Origin of the sequence: Demequina pilifera (assembly GCF_048814985.1) — a bacterium.
GTDB lineage: Bacteria > Actinomycetota > Actinomycetes > Actinomycetales > Demequinaceae > Demequina.
The window spans coordinates 192,328-211,344 of sequence record NZ_JBMDTW010000002.1 but is presented as its reverse complement, the minus strand read 5'-3'; the positions used below and the strand labels follow the sequence as shown (position 1 = coordinate 211,344).

Genomic DNA, 19,017 nt, shown 5'->3' with positions numbered 1-19,017 from the left:
ATTCTGAGGGGAATCCATGCCGACATCGCGAGCCCACGCGCCACGTTCCACGCTGATCCGTACCGTCGCCGCTGCCGCAGTCGCGGCCCTGGGCCTGATGGTCCTGGTTCAGACTGCACCGGCGGCCGCCGCTGAGCCTGAGGTGACAGTGACGTGGGGGCCCCCCAGTCTGACTCTGGATGACAACGGCGATGGGACGCCGGACGTCGATGACATCGTGACCTCCCCGATCGACTACACGGTCAACGCGCAGGGCTACACCCCCGTCGACCTGTGTCGGGAGTCTGGCTCCACGTCCGTGTGCTCCTACCTGGCGCCGTCGGTGCTCGCCATCGGCACTCACGTGACGGCCGACCACCTCGATGCCGACGGCTCGGGCCCGCACTATGACCGCGTATACGTGGTGCTCGAGGAGGATGCCACTGGAGATCAGATCGAGGTCGACGTGGCCGCGCCGGCGGTGTACTACGAGCCGGCCGTCACCGTGGACCCGCCGTCCATCGAGGTGGATGAGACGGTCGGGGACACCACGGACGGAGCACCCGCCGAGGGCGATCGCGTGCGGTATTCGATCGACGTGTACGGCTTCAGCGACGTGGACTCGATCACGGTGACCGGTGACGATTCGACGGACTCCGTGCGCTACTCGACGCACGACACGTACTTCTCGCCATGGATCGACGTGACGCAGCAGCACATGCTCGATGGCGAGGTGCCGCTTCCTGAGATCGAGGTTCACTGGGAGGACGGTCAGGTGAACGATTCGATCGTGGTGCAGCCCGGCCCGGTGGCCACCGAGGCCCTCCTTAATGCCGTGGAGAACGTCGAGTTCGAGTTGTCCTTCTCCAAGCAGGACGGAACGCCGCTGGCGCCGCACGAGGTCGAGGCCGGATCGCGTGTCGACGTCAGCGTGACGTTCGACCACACCGGCAACTACACGTACGGCTACGTGGGGCTGAGCTTTACGGGGATCGATGGCCTGACGTCGGTGGGCAACAACAACGCGAGCCTGGCGCCCGGCATCACGGCCGACCAGGGGCCGTGGTGGGATACGACCAACGGCTCGGGTGGCGAGGTCAACCAGGCCCAGGTCGATGCTGGAGTGCTCGAGGCCAACATCCGCCTGGGAGTGGGGCCGGACATTCCAGGCGCGGAGACCCTCGTGACGGAGGATGTGGTCGTCGACCTCACGGCCCCCGCGCCCGTGGCGACGGTCGACGTCACCGGGACGTTCGATGACGCGAATGCTGACGGGGTGCCCAGCGTGGGCGAGACCGCAACGTTCCACGTGACCGTGGAGAACACGGGCAACGCGCCGCTGGCCGGCGTCACGTACACGGAACTGGGCGACGCGACCGCGACCGCGCTTCCGTCCGAGCAGAGCATCGCGCCTGGTGACACGGTCGCCTGGAGCGCGGAGCGAGTCATCACCGCTGAGGATACCGCCACGGGCGCGGTCAACTACGGGGTCGAGGTGCAGGCCGATGGCGGCATCAGCGAGACGGCCTACGCCTGGGTGAGCGGCCTGCCGTTCGTCCCGGTCGAATCGGGACTGACGCCCGGCCTCGAGGGCGAGATCACGCTGTGCGATGGTGACGGCAACGTGGTCACGGAGGCCGAGCACGGCGATGAGGTGACCGTGGTGCGGAGCGCTGACGGCTGCTCCGGCCCACTCCCTGGCTCGTCGACCACGGTGTACGCGTTCTCCGAGCCAGTCATTCTGGGGGCGGGCGACGCTCCCGTGGCGCTGCCGGAGTCGCTGCCGCTGGGTGAGCACAGCATCGCGCTCTACGGACCCGAGAACACTCTGTTGGGGTGGGCGGCGCTCGAGATCGTCGCCCCGGCGGAGCCGGGTGGGCCCGAGGAGGCCCCCGAGCCCGCCCCGGAGGAGGTCCCCGAAGGCGATTCGGAGGAGCTCGCCGCGAGTGGCCCGGGGGACAGCGGCATGCTGCTGAGCGCGGCAGGTGCCCTGATCGCCGCGGGCGTGGCGGTCGTGGGCGTGACCCGTCGCCGACTGGGCGAGGTCTCCGCCGGGAGATAGGGTCGAGACCCCGCCTGCACCACCCGCCCTGGAGGCCTCAATGCCCGCCTACGACCTCTCTGACCGGCTGGTCGTGGGTGTCGCCTCGAGCGCGCTGTTCGACCTGACGGAGTCCGACGCGTACTTCCGCGAGCACGGCGAGGCCGCCTACGCCGAGTACCAGGACCGCAACGTCGACGAGCCCCTTGATCCGGGTCCGGCGTTCCCGTTCATCGAGCGGCTGCTTCAGCTCAACGACCTGCGCCCAGGCGACCCGCTGGTCGAGGTGATCGTGCTGTCGCGCAACGCAGCATCGACGGGCCTGCGCGTGATGCGCTCCGTCGAGCATCACGGACTGACGGTCACCCGCGCGTTCTTCACGCAGGGCCGCTCGCCGCTGAACTACATCCCCGCGCTGGGCATGAGCCTGTTCCTCACGCAGAACAAGGACGACGTCTGGACCGCCGTGCGCGCGGGCCATCCCGCCGGGCACGTGCTGCCGAACACCGCGGCCTACGAGGACTCCGATAAGTCGCTGCGCATCGCCTTCGACTTCGACGCGGTGCTCGCCACGGACGAGTCCGAGCGGATCTTCCAGACCGAGGGCATGGCGGGGTTCGTGAAGAACGAGGTCGCCAAGCGCGACGTCGCGCACTCGCCGGGGCTCCTCAAGCCGCTGCTCGAGGACCTCAACCGGATTCAGACGCTCGAGCAGGAACGCCAAGCGGCCGATGCGACCTACGAGCCACGTGTGCGCGTCGCCTTGGTCACGGCTCGGGCGGCTCCGGCGCACGAGCGCGCCGTGCAGTCCCTGCGGTCGTGGGGAGTGACGGTGAACGACGCGTTCTTCCTGGGCGGCATCGAGAAGGCCAAGGTGCTCGAGGTGATGCGCCCGCACCTGTTCTTCGACGACCAGGACGGGCACCTCTCGGGCGCGCTCGAGCACGTGGCGGGTGTGCACGTGCCGTATGGCGTGGCGAACGAGGCGCTGGAAGAGGCCGCAGGCTCCTAGGCGACGGCGCGTACCTGACGCCCGCCGCCGCGCCGTCACGAGGAGGGTGATGTCGTTCCGCGCATTCTAGGAATTCTTAGAATGGCGATGGCGAGTCTGCCTGCAACGCGGAGGCCTTGCGAGCCGTCCTGCCTGGGACGACAATGGAATTGCACGCCTGTGTCGGCGGAGCGTCGTCGGCTGGCTTGCACGGGAGCGACACGATGCGACGAGATCATCTCATTCGAGTCTTCGCCCTGGCGGCGGCCGGCGCCATGGTCGTGGCGGGTTGCTCGACCGAGGACCCTCAGCCCACGGTCACCGCGACCGAGACCACGTCGCCCGAGCCTCCGCAGGCCTCGGCTTCTCCCACGCCTTCGTCCTCGCCATCACCCTCGGCGTCCGCCTCGGAGGCGCCCCTGCCCGACGAAGACCCGCCGGCCGATGCGGCTCCCTTCCCTGCGGATCGCGCGCCCGACACCGCCGAGGCCGGTTCCGACTCTCGCCTGAGCCCCGTCGACCTGCGCTTTGGCGTCCACGACGGGTTCGACCGCATCGTCCTCGACCTGGCAGGGGAGGGGGCGCCCGGATGGGACGGCCGGTACGTCGAGGACCCCACGCAGGCGGCGTCCGGTGAGCCCGTCTATCTGTTGGGCGAGGACTACCTGCTGATCCTGGTGAACGGGGTGGTGTACCCGACGGAGGACGGCGCGCAAGACTTCGACGGCCCGCGCAGCCTCACGCCCACGGCGGGCGGCGTGGTCGAGGAGGTGCGCTACGGCGCAATGTTCGAGGGCCAGGTCGAAGTGTGGGTGGGCCTCGCGTCCGACGAGCCGTTCCGGGTGTTCAGCCTCGAGGACCCGACGCGCGTGGTGATCGACGTCCAACACCCGTGAGCGGGGCGCGCCGGACGGTCAGCAACTCCCGACGTGGCGACCTTCTGATGATCGGACGCGGCAGGGTTCTTGAAGGGTCCTTCGTCCTGCACGAACAAAATTTCCGGTGAGAGCGTGGAAGCACAGAAACGCCCGCACGGAAGGTTCCCGGAAATGCCTACATTGTTCGACGAGTTCCAGCTCAAGGACCTCACGCTCCCCAACCGCTTGGTGATGGGCCCCATGACCCGCGCGAAGGCCACGCCCGAGGGCGTCCCGACGCCCATCATGGCCACCCACTACGCGCAGCGCGCCAGCGCGGGCCTGATCATCTCCGAGGGCACGTGGCCCGAGCGTCGCGGTCAGGGGTACTGCGACATCCCTGGCATCGAGACCCAGGAGCAGGAGGACGCGTGGCGCACCGTCACGGACGCCGTCCACGAAGAGGGCGGCCGCATCTTCCTGCAGATGGAGCACACCGGGCGTGTGGGCCACGAGATCAACAACGGCGGCATCCAGATGGTCTCGTCCTCGTCGCAGCCCGCGGACTTCCAGATCTACACGCACGAGCAGGGCATGGTCCAGATGACCACGGACGTGCACGCGCTGACCACTGAGGAGGTGCACGAGGTCATCGACAAGTACTACGAGGCCGCGGTGCGCACCAAGGCGGCGGGCTTCGACGGCATCGAGCTGCACGGCGCCTCGGGCTACCTGCCGCACCAGTTCCTCTCGGACGTGGCCAACACCCGCGACGACGAGTTCGGCGGCACGCCCTACAAGCGCACCGAGTTCGCGATCCAGGTGCTGAAGAAGCTGATAGAGGCCTGGGGAACCAGCCACCGCATCGGCATCAAGATCTCCCCGAACATCCGCTTCAACGGAATCTCCGAGGAGGACCCGGACCCCACCTACGCGATCCTGCTGGAGCGGCTGAACGAGCTCGACCTGGCGTATGTCGCGTTCCAGACGCCCGAGAGCCTGCGGTCGCTGTCCGGCCTGGAGAACGAGGACCTGGCCGACGGCGAGATCTGGCACCGCTACCCGTACGAGTTCATCCGTGAGCGCTACAACGGCACGGTGATCGCCTCGGGCGACCTGACGCAGGAGTACGCGCAGAAGGCTCTCGAGGCCGGAAAGTCGGACCTGTTCGTCTTCGGTCGCGACTACATGTCGAACCCGGACCTCGTGGAGCGGATGAAGTACGGCTGGCCCATCACCACGGTCGACATGCGCCGCGCCTACGGGTCCGCGAACGCCGAGGTGGGCTACCTGGACTACCCGACGTACCCGGAGGAGCGGGAGCAGGCCAAGGCCGCGGCCGAGCCCGAGCACAAGGTCTCGTAGTGGAGAGTTAGTCAGTGATGCCCAGGTCTCGCGCCGACTGGAGCAGGTCGTGCGCGGCGACTGCGGCGAGTTCCGCATCGGCCGCACCGACGGGGGCGGCGCCATACCTTTGCTGATTCCGGGAGCGGCGGAGTTGGTCGAAACGGCGGGCGGCGCTATCGCCGGGCGGTTCAATTACGACTGCACGGAGGAACCGTCCTAACGCCTCGTGCTGCCCAGCCCCGTTGGAGGTGCGGTAGCCGTACGTCGCGAGCAAGGCCTCCCCGACGTCGTGGCAGGCGTCGTAGGCGACGTTGTATCGAATAGACGCCTTGGTGAGCACGGCGAGTTCCTCGAGGGCGTCTGTCGCTTGGCCAAGGAACGCTTGTGCGCGGAGCGCATCGACGGGAACGCGCTCGATGCGCCGCGACTGGACAAGGGCGTCGACCGCCGACTGCTGTGCGGTGGTGAGAGGAGTGACGGTCATGGGTGATCACCCAAGATGTGAACTATTGGGCTCGTGCGCACGCTTTCGAGGAACCCAGAATCGGCTTCGAACTCGCTGTGAGTCAATATCGTGGGGTTGACGGGCCGCGCCACATGTTCCTCCACCCGTGCGCACGCGTCATAGATTGCTTCCGGGTCAGGCGCGCCGATCACCATGAGATCGATGTCGCGAGGCGATTCGCCTGTCACACCTCTCAAGCGAGCTGCGTAGGAACCGTAGAGGAACGCGGCCTCGACTCCTTCAATCGAGGAGAGCTCTTGAGCAAGCAGGACCACGGGCCCCGTGGAGACCAAAAGGATCTCACGCAATGGCTTCACTATTGGGCTGTCTTGGTTGGCCCGGACCATGCGTGTGCGGCCGGCACGGCGCTCTGCGAGGATCCCAGCCTCAAGCAGGCGCCCCACCTCTCGGTGCGCTGTGGGGTACGTGAGTTGGCTGCGGTCTGCGAGTGTGGTCAGGCTGATTTCATCGCCGGCGAGAATCAGAGCCGCGAGCAGGCGCGCCTGGCCGTCCGATCGAAAGATCGGCGCCAGTACGGGGGCAGCTTCTCTCATAAAATGGAGGATATCCTCCATTTTATTGATAGTCAACGGCGCGCAGACCGGTGTTAAGTTCCGCTCATGAACGTCGCGCGCCTGACCACGCCCCAGAGAATCTCGGGCGTGGCGATTCTTGTCCTGATTGTCGCAGCGTTCCTCCCGTGGGTGTCGATCCCGGGTGTCAGCAGGATCGGGATCGAAACGGGCGGCATCACTACGCTCGCGCTGGCGCTTGCCGGCGCGGTGATTCTCACCGTGACGTCCGGAGTGGTCGGCCGTGCCCGGGCTCCCGGGAGCGCGTCCCAGAAGACCCTTCTGGTGCTGGCGATGCTTGTCGCGCTGGTCGGTCTTCTCAACATGGCCGGCACGCCCGCGGTCGGCGTCTACGTGACGCTCTTCGGTGGCATCGCGTGGGTAGTGGGCGCCGTGTGGCAACAGAGTGCCTCCGGTAGAGGCCGGATCCCACGCGGGTTCGGTCCTCAGGGCCAGGACTGACCGGACTCAGGGGCGCAGCAGGATCTTGCCCGCCCGGCCCGGCGCGAAGTTGGCGCGTGCTGCATCGGCGATCTCGCTGAGCGGGTAGGTGGCCTCAACCGGAAGGGTGAGGGTGCCGTCCGTAAGCCGTGCGAACAGTTCCTGCATCAGCCGGGTACGGTCGTCGGCGGACATCGAGCCGCTGACCTTGCTTCCCCAAAAGCCGCGCACCGTCGCCTGCTTGAAGATGACGTCGCCCGAACTGAGCTGGAGCGTGGGCGAGGCCATGGCTCCGAATACGACGAGCGTGCCGTTCTCGGCCAGCAGCGACAGCACGTCGGAGGCCGCCGCTCCGCCTACAGAGTCCACGCCGGCCTTGATCGGAGCACCGCCCGTGATGGCTGCGACCTCGTCCTTCCATCCGTCGTGGTCGGTAGCGACGATGCGCGCGATGCCGTGGCCGGCCATCTCCTCGATGCCCTCGGCGCGGCGCACCAGGCCCACCACATTGATGCCGCGGGACGGAGCAAGCTGGGCGACCATGCGACCCACGGCGCCGTTCGCGGCGTTCTGGATCATCCAGTCGCCCTCGCTGAGGCCCAGTGAGTCGAGCACGCTGATGGCAGACATGGGCATGGCCACGAGCTGCGCGGCGACCTCGTCGGGGATCTCGTCGGGAACGGGGATGAGCGAGGCCGCATCGGCGACGAACTGCTCGGCCCACACGCCGAAGGTCCCGGCGCTGGCCACCCGCTGGCCGGGGGAGAGGTGGTCCACGCCCTCGCCGAGCGCCTCGACCACGCCGACGGCTTCGCTGCCGGCGCGGGCCGGCATCTCAGGCTTGAAGCCGTAGGTGCCGCGCGCGGTCCACAGGTCGTGGTTGTGGATGGGAGAGAGCACCATGCGGACCACCGCCTGGCCGGGGCCGGGCTCGACGTCGGGGACGTCCTCGAGAGCGAGCTCGGTGGACGGGTCGCCGAACTGGTGCTGGACAAGTGCGCGCATGGTGATGCCTTTCGTTGCTGCGGGGTTTCCCTCGGCAACGTCAGCGGCGCTTCACGAATTTAGTGCGGGTCGAACTATTTCTTGGCAGCGTCCGCAGCGCAGGGCGGACCGTCCGGGTAGGTGCCGCGGCTCCAGAGCACCACGTCGATCACTCTGAGCGGGCTCACCAAGGAGTTGACGCCGGCGGCACGTCGCCATTCCTTTGCCGTGGCCCACAGGTCCCGTCGACCATCGGTGAAGAGCCCTTGCATGGCGGCCCAGTGCTCGCCAGGGTCGCTGACCTCCATCTGGTCGGCGACAACCGACCCGTACGCGGGGACGAGCTTGCCGCGCTTGCGGGCGAGCAGCTTGCTGACCGAGACCGGACCGAACCCGGGCGCCTGGCTCCAGTGGTCCCAGAGCTTCGCTGCGGGCCCGCCGTCCTTCAGGAGCTTGGTGCCGCTCTTGGTGCCGATCTTCGCCTTGACCGGGATCTTGCGGAGCAGCTTCTCCGTCTTCTTGAGGTTCTTCTTGTCGAGCATCCAGACAGCGGCCGGTCCTGCGACAGGCGTGGTGAGGGTGGCCAGCGCCACCAGGTCGCCGGGGCTGACGGTGTTGACCTTGGACTTCTTGTCCCAGGGGTGCCCGATGGTCTCGAACGCTGCGCCGCTTTCAGGGGCCGCGCATTCGCACGTGCCGAAGTAGTGACGCAGTCGCGAGACGGCGTCGTCACGGTCGGCGACGGTCAAAGTCTTGGACTCTTGCGATGTCTTGTTCATTCTTCGACCGTACGCTCATCGGGCCAACCGCGCCGATGCGCGGGACGCCTGGGCGCGCGGGTGAGAGCCCATCAGTGGGACAGTGGGCACATGGCAGAACCTACGAATGACGCCCGGTTGGCCGTCCTGATCGACGCCGACAACGCCAGCGCCCAGCATCTTGACCGTTTGCTGGTCGAGATCGCGAAGTACGGCACGGCGACAGTGCGCCGCGCCTACGGAGACTGGACGTCCACGCGGCTGGCCAAGTGGAAGCCGGAGCTGCTCGCGCATTCGGTGCAGCCCATCCAGCAGTTCGCATACACGACGGGAAAGAACTCCACCGACAGTGCGCTGATCATCGACGCCATGGACCTGCTCCATGGCGGGACGGTGGACGGCTTCTGCCTGGTGTCGAGCGACAGCGACTTCACACGGCTGGCGGCGCGGATCCGCGAGCAGGGCCTAGCGGCCTATGGCTTTGGTCAGCGCAAGACGCCCAAGCCCTTCGTGGCGGCGTGCACGCAGTTCGTCTACGTGGAGAACCTGGTCGAGCCGGAGGCCGCGCCGGAGCCGGAGGCAACCCCCGCCTTCAAGAAGGACCCGGCGCTCGACAAGCTGCTGTCCGAGGCCGTGGAGTCCGCCGCGGGCGACGACGGCTGGACACAGTTGGGCACCGTCGGTTCCAACCTGTCTCGACTCGCCTCCGACTTCGACACCCGCACGTGGGGCTACGCCAAGCTGAGGGACCTCATGGAGGCGCACCCGTCGTACGAGATGACGTCACGCAAGGCCGGCGACGGCAGGCAGTCGAACGCGTATGTGCGGAAGGCACCGCGTCGCAAGACTCGGTGACCCTGCTGCACGATGGTGGATTGCACGCGGCTGATGCGGCCTTCGAGCCGCGCGTGGGTGTCCGCAAGGGGCGGGCGCGGGTGGCACCCGCGCGCGAGCCGGCGGTGTAGTGGCCGTGTTGAGAGACGCACCGGGTCCGTCGTGATGAGTTTCACCGCTACTCGTCAAACGCGAGAGCGACTGCGGACTGCTGGCGTGTCGTCCCGTATCTCTGATGCGAGGGACCCGTGGGTCGGCCAGCCATGAGAGAACTCGTCGGGCAACCTACTGATGGCCGGAGAGAGCCCATCGGCGACGGAAGAGCCGAGCGGGCGTATCCGGGACCTGGCCGCACGGGGCTGCGTGTTGAGCGGCGCTCGGAGGAGTATGGCGGCTATCAGGGAAAACCTAACGCCGTGAAACGCGGCGATCTGCGCGAGACTGTCCACACAGAAAAGAACAAAACCCTCTACGGCTTCCCCGGCGGACGGGGGAACTGGGACAGGTGGCAGCAATGACCGACCACAACGCACTTGACGGACGCGACGAGGTGCTGGAGGTGCTCGACAGCCTTCAAGCCGAGCTCGCGAACGGGCCAGATTGGGAGAATGTGGCGCTGGACCGATTCCTAGACGCGTTCAATGCACTTCTGGGCTCCATCGAGAACGCTTACACGAACACGGACCGTCCGATCCCAGATTCGCCGTGGACAATGGTCGCGGAGGCTCTCCGCGGTGCACGATTCTATGAGTAGGAATCCCGCCCAAGATTCATCGGGCTGGCTGTTCTGGCTTCTGGGCGCGGTCGCGCTCCGTTGCGTCCCCAGCCCCGACCGAGAGTTGCGCGCATCACAAGCAACTGAAGGAGAGCGTCATGAGGGTCAGATCCGTCGCGGTCGGCACCGTCGGCACGCTGGTGACCCTGGGCGTTCTGTCCGGGTGCGCCAGTGACGCCTCCAGTGAAGCCGCGCCCCAGGTGACCGTCACGGTTGAAGCGCCAGCCCCCACCGTGACGGTGACGCCTGCTGAGACGGCAGCGCCCGTGGACACAACACCTACCGCCGAGGCCGGTTCGGATATCCAAGTAGCAGTCGAGGCCTTCACGACCGCTCTGGACGATCTTGGTATCGAGTACACCGAGCCTGTTCGCGCCGAGGTCGGCTTGTCCGGCGCTCAGGCACGATTCGACATGACCATCAACGGCTTCGACTCGGGTATCAACGTGTTCGGAGACCCCGACACGCTCGCACTGTGGCAGGAAACCAGCGACTCCCTTGGCGGAATCCACGTTGCCGTCGACAACAGCGTCCTGTCGCTGAACTCGTCAGGAGGCATCGCCACCTCTGCTGAGATCGCGCCGGAGATCGCTGAGGCCGTTGGTGGCGAGGCGCGCGGCATCTGAAATCCGCAAGTCACGTAGCTTTGATCTATTCGGCTGAAGAGTCGGTCGCGTTGCGGGTAGCTTTCAGTGAGTTGTTGCCCGGTAGGACGGATTACGCGTGGAAGGTGCTCCCGCCGCCACGTGCGATCGCAGCGACGGACCACCTTCCCACCCCGAAACCGCGTAAGAGGCGTGTCAAGGAGTGAGAGGCCCGCTCCGCAAGATGGCGGCGACGCGCACTTCCGGGCTGGTGTCGCCACACATTAGTTCGAGCGATGAGTCGCCAGCGGTTGCTTGGCGAATGTACTCGAGTCGCTCTTGATCACCGCGCAAGCCCATCATGCTGGTCAACTCAGGTAGGCCGCCCGGTCCAGTCCGCGCCCAGTAGGGGGAGACGCCAAAGTGCGGCACCGTGGTGTCCTTCCCGTACGCCTCTAGCCACTGAGCGGCTTGCATCCCCGTCTTTCCACCAAGCCCAGTCATCCGCATGGCGAGGTCGCGGTTGCGGTGACTGTCTGGGTGCCGGGTAGAGGCATGACTTAGCCAGTCCGCAGGAGACGTTGATGTTGATGGCGAGAGTGGTTGCCTGGCAGCACTTCGCGTGTTGGCGGAGATGTCCGTCTCACTTGCATTGGGATTACGCTTATCGTCGTCAAAACCGGTGATAAAACTGGCGACTCCGATCAGGATGAGAGCGAGGACTATGTACGCCGCGGAACCCTCTGCCGCCCCATAGAACAGGGTTGCAACTCCCGCAAGGCCAAACACGAAGGTTGCAAACAGCTTCATGATCAGTATTGAAGCACAGGGTGAACTGAGACTGTCCTTTCGACGTGCGGCGCAAGGTTGGCAGCCCTGGATGCGCGAGTCGCAACCCCCCGCCGGGATTTCCTGGTTTCGGGTCGGATGATGAGTATCACCGCTACTCATCGTGCTGCCCCGTGGATTCTCAGCGGACGTACGTTTCGACTTCGTTCCCAACCGCGTGAATGAACACCCGGTTGGCAATCTTGCGAGCAGACGCCGCAACCTCGCTCGAGAAAGCGTCGTCATCGCCGACAATCAGCGTCACCACATCGAACTGGCGCTCAGTGAAGTGGCCATTCGCAAGTGCTTCCTCAACGCGCATCGGGTACAGGCGAGCAACTGATGGGTGCTTGCGGACCAACTGGTTGAGCATCGGCGCGCTCGCATCGACCCCTGCGTAGCGCTCTGGCATGGCGAGCTCCAGGTCGAGCACTCTTCCCGTGCCGCACGCCAGGTCGAGCACGTGCGGAGGATACGGTCCGGTATGGTCGCGGACAGCTCGACGCAGTCGGTTGGCAAGCGTCTCCGACGTAGCGTTGGAGACATCGAATGAGGTCGCGATCGAGTCGTACCGCGTCTCGATGCCCGATGCGGTCGTCGGCGCGGTCTGGACACCGTAGAGCCTCGTATTAGTGGCCCGGTTGATGAGCGCCGTGTCGCTCACATCGGAGTCCATGGTCCACCACTTGACGCCCGCGTCGCGATCTTCGAGGTAGATGTTGGTGATGCCGTAGTACTTGCCCGGCTGTCCGCAGGTGTGGATCACTCGGGCGGCGCGCACGAAGTCTCCGTGGTCCAGTCCGCGAGTGCGCCCCTCCACGATGTAGTCGCGCGGCGCGGCCTCCGCGTAAGTCTTCGCCCATGTCCACTGCAGGTGCGTCGCAGTAGTCAGCCACCACTTGAGGTCTCGTCCATTAATCACCGCTGTCTCCTAGTTGGGTGCCGCCCTCGAAGTCGGCACGCAGCGAAACGTAGTCGACGCGTCTGACACGTCGTTAGCAGGGGCGCTAGTCTGTGGCCAGACGAGGGCGTCCATTAGCTGGAGGACACGTGGCAACTGACTTGATGGTGGACATGGTCGCGATTCTGGGCAGGTCGCGCGACCCCGGGTTCAATGTCTTTGATGTCATGCACCACGGCGGCCACGAGAAGCAATTGTCGAACGTTTTTCAATGGCTGCTCGAGCCCGAAGGTAGCCACGGTTTCGGCGACACGTTCGTTCGCATCTTTATCGACTCTGTGAATCAGCGGCTGGGCGATGGTGAGTATCTGCCTCACGGCTCCTACTGGGCGCGCCAGGAAGTTAATACGTCGGGCGCAGGCTCAAGTGGTGATATCGCAGACATCGTGGTCGAGGGTGAATCTGCTTTGATCGTTGTGGAGAACTACTTCACTTCCGATGGGCACGGCCACAGCTACGACGGCTACATGAACTTTGCCCGGCGTGAAGGTAAACGCGGAGTGGTTGTGCTCCTGTGTCGCGATGTGGACAGTTCGCGGCAGCGCGAGGGCTGGCAGAACGCGGTAGTTCTCAGTTACAGGGATCTAGTGGGCCGGTTGCTCGCCACGCTTGGCGCTGATCGCGTGTACCAACGCAAGAATCCGCATGCGTTTGTGTTTGTAGAGCAGATGCACAGCAAGTATGTGAAGGGGAAGGGCCGCATGGAGGACCACGACGTGTTGGGTTTCGTCGTCGCGATGTGCGACACCGGTGAGGCGCGCCGATACGGAGAGCAGCCTGGCCCGGCGGGCGAACGGTTTGCGAGCGACCTGGCGGACCAGGCGCGCGAAAGGTTCGGTGAAGGGCGAGAGCTTCTCCAGCGCGTGAAGGACCGGTTGCGGACCTTTGCTGCTGGCCCACTGACGAGCCAGCTCAACACCACGCTCGGCGCTGGGGCGGTTGGAAAGGTCAATATTGGTTTCCAGGGCACGTACCAGTGGACCGTCAACATCACGATCGCCGACGAGGGCGAGGCACTCGAGGGGAACAGGCTCCAGTTCAAGTTCGGGCCGTCGGCGTGGTTCGCCAACGAAATGGACGCCGACTGGCAGCGCACTGTTGATTCCAGTGTGGTCGACTACTCGCGCATCTTCATAACCCGAAGCGCACGCAAGGAGATCAGACAGTCATCCGTGGGGATGGCAGAGGTGCTCGACGGTCTGGAAGCCTCAGACACCAGACTTCATGACGAGATCGTCGCACTGCTACGTGAAGACATCTAAGACACGACCGGGACTGGTTGACGGTTCCTTCCACCCGTCTGAGGAAGCGGATGTTGGCCCGCCAACCACTATCAGGCAGAGACGTGTCAGCAGGCGCGACTCGTAGGGCTCCTGGACGCGGTACCCACTGCGGGCTGATGACGCGTTGGGGCTCTACTCGTCCTTGTGTAGTTCCTGAAACCGAGCCCGAGCCGACCACTCACCGCCTTGGGTCGGAGTGCGCCCCGCCGCAAGTCGCGCTGAGGGCGTCAAGCGGATCTCGAGCGGCCCGGGGGGACGATAGTCGGGCACTGAACACGTCCCTAGGCCGGTCTAGAGTGACTGGTAGAACAAGGGAGTTCTCATGGGTACGTCACTGTCGCAATTCGATCTCGCCGGCCGCACGGCGGTCATCACCGGATCGACAAGGGGGCTCGGTCGCACCTTCGCACTGGCGCTTGCCGAGGCCGGAGCCAACATTGTGATCGTCGGCCGGGACGCCGATGCTGCGGCGTCCGTTGCGGCGGAGGTCGCCGACCGCGGTCGCGAGAGCGTGGTGGTGCTCGGGGATGTGACCGTCCGTCCCGATGTGGAGCGCATGCTGGCTCAGGCGATTAGTGCGTTTGGAAGTGTCGACATCCTCGTCAACAACGCGGGTACGTGCATCCATAAGCCCGCGCTCGACGTCACCGACGACGAGTGGCGCCAGGTCATGAGCGTCAACGTCGACGGCGTGTGGCTGTGCTGTCAGGTCTTTGGCCGGCACATGGTCGACCGGGGCAGCGGGTCCATCATCAACATCGGCTCGATGTCGGCGCAGATCGTCAACAGGCCGCAGTGGCAGCCTGCGTATAACGCGTCGAAGGCGGCCGTTCACCACCTCACACGCTCGCTCGCGGCCGAGTGGGCTCCCCTGGGGGTGCGCGTGAACGCGCTCGCACCCGGCTACATGCGGACCGACATGTCGCCCGTCGACGAGCCGCAGTTCCAGCGGTACTGGAAGGCCGATGCGCCGCTCGGGCGGGTAGGCGAGCCCGACGAGCTCGCGGGGGCGATCGTGTACCTGGCGTCGGACGCGTCGTCGTTCGCCACGGGCACAGTGCTGACGGTCGATGGTGGATACACCGTCTTCTAAAGCACTGTCTTCTAGGCCACCCGAACTTGGCCGTGTACGTGTGACGATGGGGACGTCGCCCGCCGCCGGGGCGCGGCGGAGGGGATGGATCGCGTGAGCAAGGAAGAGGCCGAAGGTCACGATGTCGTCAGCGATGGCGACACCGACCGGTTCGCATACCAGTCGCTGCGAAAGCGTCCGGCAGACCGTTCCGAGCGCTACGCGCTCGGCAAGGCCCTCCGTAAAAAGGTGGCGAGGAGTTCGCTGGGTGAGTGGCGCATCGGCCGCGAGGACCGGGACCCCATTGCGCTCGTGGAGGAGAACCACGAGGGCCGCATCTCGGATCTGGTTGCCGTGCGCGTCGCGCGGATGGCCGCCTCGCCGTACGGGTTCCTTCGCGGTTCCGCGGTGGTGATGGCGGATGACGTGTCACGTCTTCCCGCGACCGGGATCATGCCCGTGGTGTGCGGAGACGCGCACCTGGGCAATGTGGGCTTCTACGCCTCGCCAGAGCGCGACCTGGTGCTGGACCTCAACGACTTCGACGAGGCGCACCCGGGCTCGTGGGAGTGGGACCTGCGCCGGCTGGTGGCGAGCACGTGGGTGGCCGGCCGCGAGACCGGTGCCTCGGAGAAGAAGTGCAAGCAGGCGGTGCTGACGTGCGCGCGGTCGTATCGCGAGGAGATCCGCCATCAAGCGAACCAGGCTCTCTTCACCCGCTCGTTCGAGCGGCTCGACATGGACCGGATGGCCCTCCACGAGACGGGCAGTTCGCTGGACTCCGAACTCAAGCGGGCGGCGAAGCGGGCGCGCAAGCGGACCTCGGACCGCGCCCTTCCGCGCTTCACCACCGAGAACGGTGGCGCCCGCCAGATCGTCGAGGAGCCGCCGCTCATCACCCGACTGCCCAAGGCCGAGGCCGAGATGGTCGCCGAGGGGCTCGATGAGTACCTGATGACTCTCGACCCGCACTGGCGGCGCCTGCTCGGTGGCTACACGCTCGTCGACGTGGCTCACAAAGTGGTGGGGGTGGGGTCCGTGGGCCTGCGTGCGTATGTGGCACTCCTCGAGGGTTCGAGCAAGGAGGACGTGATCTTCCTTCAGCTCAAGCAGGCTCGAAGGTCGGTGCTCGCGCGGCATGTGCACGGCGACAAAGCACTGCACGAGCACCAGGGTCAGCGAGTGGTGGAGTATCAGAAGGCACTGCAGACCGTGAGTGATCCGCTGCTCGGATGGACCACCGTGGATGACCGGCAGTTCTACGTGCGCCAATTCCGAAACATGAAGGGCGCCGTCTCGCTCAAGAACATCTCCGGCAAGGCACTTGCGAACTACGCGGGCATCGCGGGTCGCCTGCTCGCCAAGGGCCACGCACGCACCAGCGGCGCGTCGATGATCGCCGGCTACGTGGGAAAGGGCACCAATCTGGACAAGGCGATGGCAAAGTTCGCGAAGGCCTATGCCGACCAGACGGAGGCCGATCACGAGGCGCTGCTGGCCGCGGTCAAGAGCGGCCGGTTGCCGATCGCCGAGGGTGCTTAGCGCGGTCGGCGGCCGATGCGGGGGCTGCGTGGGCTCTCGTTCGGAGCATTCTCGGAATCCTGAGAATGCCTGCAAAGAGGCGCGAAGGCTCCGGTCGCTCGCCGCTGCGAGCGTTCAGTCTGCGTCAGGCGTCCGGGGCGTCCTCACCAGCCGTATGCCGTCCGGATCAAGCGGCTCGCTAGCCAGGCCGGCATCGTCAATGGTGAGCCCGCAACGCGCGGTCGCAGATTTCTGCGCGGCATGCACTCCGTCGAGCGTGAACAGCTTCCGTTCGAGTTCGACCTGCAGTTCGTAGAGGTCCACCCATTCGTCGTACAGATCTCCGGCTAGGACATCGTTGGCGGCCTTGAACTCCTCTGAAGGCCATGGGTCGGACCTGTCGTGGGTGTGCATCTGTACGAGCCACATGCTGTTGGCGTCTCGGAACTCCGGACTCGCCGCGGTGAGCACCGCGCCGTTGACGGCCTCTCTCACGATTCCGCCGGCGACGATGTCGGTTGCGATCGCCTCCGGCGCTGCTTCGACCACCCCGCAGAGCTTGGCGATCCCCAAGTTCACGAGTTCTTCGATGTCCGGCTTGGGCTCCTCGGTGTCGCCCAAGTCGATCAGGTCTTGATGCCACGGGTTGTACGTGACGTCGGTGCCCGACTCGCCGATCCGGATCGCCATGTGGGTCACCGCCATGTTCCAGTCGATCTCACCTGGATCAAACTCGGCGGTAGGTGCCGGTGCGCATGCGCTGACGGAGAAGAGAACTGCCGAGCCAACGATTGCGCGTGTCCACGACCTTGTTCGCATGATCCCCCGAACCCTCAGCCGCCGATGACGGCCATCGTATGGGACACCGGCGCGAGTGACGTGGGCACCCCACCCGCGGTATATGCGCAGTGCCGATCGAGCCGGCGCTTGCGGCATCACGTTACGCGCAGCATTTCCATGGCCTATGAGACCCAGGTGGTGGAACGCCGCGCGACATCGAAGACCGCCTCGACCTGTTCCGGCGACAGCACCGCTGGGCGCTTCTTGAACCAACGCGGCACGTCCCATTTGTCGAGCACGCGCACGTCGTCGGGCATCTGCTTGTAGGTCACTTCGGGCACGAGCGAGCCGGTGAGGACCACCACGCATCCCATGACTGGAACCTCGAAGTTGAGCCGCGCGTCCAGTAACTTCTTGGCCCGCCCGGCCTCATGCCGCGAGTTGCGGAGGTAGGGGACAGGTGTGCCGTTCACGCGCATCTGGTACTGGGCGACCCAAATCTTCTTGCTGGCGTGGTTCTTGCTATTGATGGTGAACACACCGCCGGGTCCGATAGCGATGTGGTCGATATCCGAATCGCCCTTGCCGACAGGGACGCTGTGCAGCACATGCCAGCCCTTGTCGTGGAGTCTGTTGAGCTTCATGCCAACGAACTCTTCGCCCTCAGCGCCTTTGCGCCATGCGCGCTCCTGCGTGTGGTTGTCGAACACGTAGCGGTTGAGCGTCGCGAACACCTTGGAACGGTCCTTGGCTGCCGCCCACTCGGCCTCGGCCATCTGCCGGACGCCCTCGCCCGGCCGATGCGCCGCGAGGTCTGTCCACTCCGGCGCCGGCGCCGCAAGGGCTGGCTCGGTAGGCGCGGGCGGCGCGGTTGGCTCGGCTTCCGTCTCGGTCTGCCCGGCCGATGCGGTGGTCACCTCGGAGACGGGAGGTGGCACAGGGCGTGGATCGCCGGCGATCGGCGCGGCAGTCCCCGGAACCGCGATTCCATTCTCGCCACACCACCGCTCGAAGGCGCTTGCAACCACCTCCGCGTCGGCACCTGGCTCGAGCACGTACTCGCCGGAGTCGAGGTCGACGTAGCCGAGCTTGGTGCCTTCGGAGTCGGAAATGTAGGCGCGGTGGAGCTTCCACTTCTTCCACTCGGCGATCTGGATGCTATTCAACTCAGTACCAGATCGCGCTCAAGAAGCCGTCCGAGAAGCGCTCGGGAGGATCGGGCATCGACCGCTCCTCGCCACGCTCGGCCCGGCGGGCGGTCCATGCCATCGCCGCGGCGTCGTGGATGTCGTCAAGAGCGGCGCTCTTGACATCGCGTTCAATACCGCGCGGCAGTTCAATGCCTTCGCCGTGGAGCAGTTCGCGCCGGTGCAATGCTCCTTCGATCGACTTCTTGTAGTCGAGAAGCGGGACGCCAGCCATCGCGCGAAACGACACCTCGGGATGGCCTTCGAGAATGCGCACGTGAGACTCTCCGCTTCGCACGTGGTCGTCGACGTCGCGAATACGGTCGCAGATCGCCCATGCCTGCTTGGACAGACTGGTGCCGCCGGTGGCTTGGATGCTCGCCGCCCTCGCCTCGTCGTAGGACGAGGCGGCGAGCACGGGGCGCACTGGAGTGGAGAAGACACTGCTGCTGCGGGGACGGATGAAAGCTCGCGCTTCGACGTCTGCGAGGCGTGGTCCCGAATCGGGCAGCCCGATAGGGATGTCGACCACGATCGTCGCGACGGCCCATCGCTCGCGTCCGGTGCGCTCAGCAACGCCGATCGAGGACGCCACGAACGCGTCGACATAGCCCGTCTCGTCGATAGCGACGGCAACCCAGCCGCCCTTGCACGAGTCCAGCCCCAGCACTGTCACGGTGTTGATCCTGACAGAGCGCTGTGACATTGCCAACCATC

Annotated in this window: 20 protein-coding genes; 11 read left to right on the top strand and 9 right to left on the bottom strand. The window is 65.8% G+C overall.

Going from position 1 to position 19,017, the window contains the following annotated elements; genetic code table 11:
• The first annotated feature begins 16 nt into the window (after positions 1-16).
• The 4 genes from ACNI14_RS03730 (at position 17) to ACNI14_RS03715 (ending at position 5,233) form a co-directional block, all read left to right on the top strand.
• Entirely contained in the window at positions 17-2,041 is a 2,025-nt protein-coding gene (locus ACNI14_RS03730) for a CLIPPER-2 domain-containing protein (protein WP_420518625.1), read from the top strand.
• A 40-nt stretch (positions 2,042-2,081) separates the two neighbouring features.
• Complete coding sequence (locus ACNI14_RS03725; protein ID WP_420518624.1) at positions 2,082-3,032, top strand: 5'-nucleotidase; 951 nt, start codon at positions 2,082-2,084, stop codon at positions 3,030-3,032.
• A 203-nt stretch (positions 3,033-3,235) separates the two neighbouring features.
• Positions 3,236-3,907, top strand: a complete 672-nt coding sequence (locus tag ACNI14_RS03720; RefSeq protein ID WP_420518623.1) for an AMIN-like domain-containing (lipo)protein — start codon at positions 3,236-3,238, stop codon at positions 3,905-3,907.
• Positions 3,908-4,060: 153 nt separating this feature from the next.
• Positions 4,061-5,233 carry an alkene reductase gene (locus ACNI14_RS03715; RefSeq protein ID WP_420518622.1) on the top strand — a complete coding sequence of 391 codons (1,173 nt, stop codon included), beginning with the start codon at positions 4,061-4,063 and terminating at the stop codon, positions 5,231-5,233.
• A gap of 7 nt (positions 5,234-5,240) precedes the next feature.
• Here ACNI14_RS03715 and ACNI14_RS03710 read toward each other — a convergent pair whose 3' ends face one another.
• Positions 5,241-5,699, bottom strand: coding sequence for a hypothetical protein (locus ACNI14_RS03710; RefSeq protein WP_420518621.1), 459 nt, complete (start codon positions 5,697-5,699; stop codon positions 5,241-5,243).
• Positions 5,696-6,295: an ArsR family transcriptional regulator gene (locus ACNI14_RS03705; RefSeq protein ID WP_420518620.1), complete on the bottom strand. Its 600-nt coding sequence runs from the start codon at positions 6,293-6,295 to the stop codon at positions 5,696-5,698. Before ACNI14_RS03705 ends, ACNI14_RS03710 begins: the two co-directional genes overlap by 4 nt.
• 45 nt (positions 6,296-6,340) lie before the next feature.
• Between ACNI14_RS03705 and ACNI14_RS03700 the strand changes: the two genes are divergently transcribed.
• Positions 6,341-6,754 carry a hypothetical protein gene (locus ACNI14_RS03700; protein WP_420518619.1) on the top strand — a complete coding sequence of 138 codons (414 nt, stop codon included), beginning with the start codon at positions 6,341-6,343 and terminating at the stop codon, positions 6,752-6,754.
• Positions 6,755-6,760: 6 nt separating this feature from the next.
• On the opposite strand, the gene ACNI14_RS03695 is transcribed toward ACNI14_RS03700, so the two are convergent.
• On the bottom strand, positions 6,761-7,738 hold the full coding sequence (locus ACNI14_RS03695) for a zinc-binding dehydrogenase (RefSeq protein ID WP_420518618.1): 978 nt from the start codon (positions 7,736-7,738) through the stop codon (positions 6,761-6,763).
• Positions 7,739-7,812: 74 nt separating this feature from the next.
• Entirely contained in the window at positions 7,813-8,496 is a 684-nt protein-coding gene (locus tag ACNI14_RS03690) for a DUF6308 family protein (RefSeq protein ID WP_420518617.1), read from the bottom strand.
• A 90-nt stretch (positions 8,497-8,586) separates the two neighbouring features.
• Here ACNI14_RS03690 and ACNI14_RS03685 point away from each other — a divergent pair, with 90 nt between their 5' ends.
• From ACNI14_RS03685 to ACNI14_RS03675, 3 genes are all read left to right on the top strand, one after another.
• Positions 8,587-9,330, top strand: a complete 744-nt coding sequence (locus tag ACNI14_RS03685; protein WP_420518616.1) for an NYN domain-containing protein — start codon at positions 8,587-8,589, stop codon at positions 9,328-9,330.
• A gap of 493 nt (positions 9,331-9,823) precedes the next feature.
• Positions 9,824-10,063 carry a DUF7660 family protein gene (locus tag ACNI14_RS03680; RefSeq protein ID WP_420518615.1) on the top strand — a complete coding sequence of 80 codons (240 nt, stop codon included), beginning with the start codon at positions 9,824-9,826 and terminating at the stop codon, positions 10,061-10,063.
• A gap of 119 nt (positions 10,064-10,182) precedes the next feature.
• The gene (locus ACNI14_RS03675) at positions 10,183-10,710 is read left to right on the top strand and encodes a hypothetical protein (protein ID WP_420518614.1); all 528 of its coding nucleotides are present in this window, start codon (positions 10,183-10,185) and stop codon (positions 10,708-10,710) included.
• 174 nt (positions 10,711-10,884) lie between these two features.
• Here ACNI14_RS03675 and ACNI14_RS03670 read toward each other — a convergent pair whose 3' ends face one another.
• Positions 10,885-11,478 carry a hypothetical protein gene (locus ACNI14_RS03670; RefSeq protein ID WP_420518613.1) on the bottom strand — a complete coding sequence of 198 codons (594 nt, stop codon included), beginning with the start codon at positions 11,476-11,478 and terminating at the stop codon, positions 10,885-10,887.
• 160 nt (positions 11,479-11,638) lie between these two features.
• The gene (locus ACNI14_RS03665; RefSeq protein WP_420518612.1) at positions 11,639-12,277 is read right to left on the bottom strand and encodes a methyltransferase domain-containing protein; all 639 of its coding nucleotides are present in this window, start codon (positions 12,275-12,277) and stop codon (positions 11,639-11,641) included.
• Positions 12,278-12,546: 269 nt separating this feature from the next.
• Here ACNI14_RS03665 and ACNI14_RS03660 point away from each other — a divergent pair, with 269 nt between their 5' ends.
• From ACNI14_RS03660 to ACNI14_RS03650, 3 genes are all read left to right on the top strand, one after another.
• Positions 12,547-13,719 (top strand): PD-(D/E)XK nuclease family protein, encoded by a 1,173-nt coding sequence (locus tag ACNI14_RS03660; protein WP_420518611.1) that lies wholly within the window; start codon positions 12,547-12,549, stop codon positions 13,717-13,719.
• A gap of 343 nt (positions 13,720-14,062) precedes the next feature.
• A complete protein-coding gene (locus ACNI14_RS03655; RefSeq protein ID WP_420518610.1) occupies positions 14,063-14,833 on the top strand; it encodes an SDR family NAD(P)-dependent oxidoreductase in 771 nt (256 codons plus the stop codon).
• A gap of 93 nt (positions 14,834-14,926) precedes the next feature.
• Entirely contained in the window at positions 14,927-16,354 is a 1,428-nt protein-coding gene (locus ACNI14_RS03650; protein ID WP_420518609.1) for a DUF2252 domain-containing protein, read from the top strand.
• 114 nt (positions 16,355-16,468) lie between these two features.
• On the opposite strand, the gene ACNI14_RS03645 is transcribed toward ACNI14_RS03650, so the two are convergent.
• From ACNI14_RS03645 to ACNI14_RS03635, 3 genes are all read right to left on the bottom strand, one after another.
• Positions 16,469-17,023 carry a hypothetical protein gene (locus ACNI14_RS03645; protein ID WP_420518608.1) on the bottom strand — a complete coding sequence of 185 codons (555 nt, stop codon included), beginning with the start codon at positions 17,021-17,023 and terminating at the stop codon, positions 16,469-16,471.
• A 272-nt stretch (positions 17,024-17,295) separates the two neighbouring features.
• Complete coding sequence (locus ACNI14_RS03640) at positions 17,296-18,279, bottom strand: nuclease-related domain-containing protein (protein WP_420518607.1); 984 nt, start codon at positions 18,277-18,279, stop codon at positions 17,296-17,298.
• A 1-nt stretch (position 18,280) separates the two neighbouring features.
• Positions 18,281-19,006, bottom strand: a complete 726-nt coding sequence (locus ACNI14_RS03635; RefSeq protein ID WP_420518606.1) for a DUF429 domain-containing protein — start codon at positions 19,004-19,006, stop codon at positions 18,281-18,283.
• Positions 19,007-19,017: the final 11 nt, after the last annotated feature.

Bases quoted from the DNA above. Each gene is read 5' to 3' on its own strand.
- ACNI14_RS03730 (WP_420518625.1), top strand. From the start codon at position 17: ATGCCGACATCGCGAGCCCACGCGCCACGTTCCACGCTGATCCGTACC.
- ACNI14_RS03725 (WP_420518624.1), top strand. From the start codon at position 2,082: ATGCCCGCCTACGACCTCTCTGACCGGCTGGTCGTGGGTGTCGCCTCG.
- ACNI14_RS03720 (WP_420518623.1), top strand. From the start codon at position 3,236: ATGCGACGAGATCATCTCATTCGAGTCTTCGCCCTGGCGGCGGCCGGC.
- ACNI14_RS03715 (WP_420518622.1), top strand. From the start codon at position 4,061: ATGCCTACATTGTTCGACGAGTTCCAGCTCAAGGACCTCACGCTCCCC.
- ACNI14_RS03710 (WP_420518621.1), bottom strand. From the start codon at position 5,699: ATGACCGTCACTCCTCTCACCACCGCACAGCAGTCGGCGGTCGACGCC.
- ACNI14_RS03705 (WP_420518620.1), bottom strand. From the start codon at position 6,295: ATGGAGGATATCCTCCATTTTATGAGAGAAGCTGCCCCCGTACTGGCG.
- ACNI14_RS03700 (WP_420518619.1), top strand. From the start codon at position 6,341: ATGAACGTCGCGCGCCTGACCACGCCCCAGAGAATCTCGGGCGTGGCG.
- ACNI14_RS03695 (WP_420518618.1), bottom strand. From the start codon at position 7,738: ATGCGCGCACTTGTCCAGCACCAGTTCGGCGACCCGTCCACCGAGCTC.
- ACNI14_RS03690 (WP_420518617.1), bottom strand. From the start codon at position 8,496: ATGAACAAGACATCGCAAGAGTCCAAGACTTTGACCGTCGCCGACCGT.
- ACNI14_RS03685 (WP_420518616.1), top strand. From the start codon at position 8,587: ATGGCAGAACCTACGAATGACGCCCGGTTGGCCGTCCTGATCGACGCC.
- ACNI14_RS03680 (WP_420518615.1), top strand. From the start codon at position 9,824: ATGACCGACCACAACGCACTTGACGGACGCGACGAGGTGCTGGAGGTG.
- ACNI14_RS03675 (WP_420518614.1), top strand. From the start codon at position 10,183: ATGAGGGTCAGATCCGTCGCGGTCGGCACCGTCGGCACGCTGGTGACC.
- ACNI14_RS03670 (WP_420518613.1), bottom strand. From the start codon at position 11,478: ATGAAGCTGTTTGCAACCTTCGTGTTTGGCCTTGCGGGAGTTGCAACC.
- ACNI14_RS03655 (WP_420518610.1), top strand. From the start codon at position 14,063: ATGGGTACGTCACTGTCGCAATTCGATCTCGCCGGCCGCACGGCGGTC.
- ACNI14_RS03645 (WP_420518608.1), bottom strand. From the start codon at position 17,023: ATGGCGATCCGGATCGGCGAGTCGGGCACCGACGTCACGTACAACCCG.
- ACNI14_RS03635 (WP_420518606.1), bottom strand. From the start codon at position 19,006: ATGTCACAGCGCTCTGTCAGGATCAACACCGTGACAGTGCTGGGGCTG.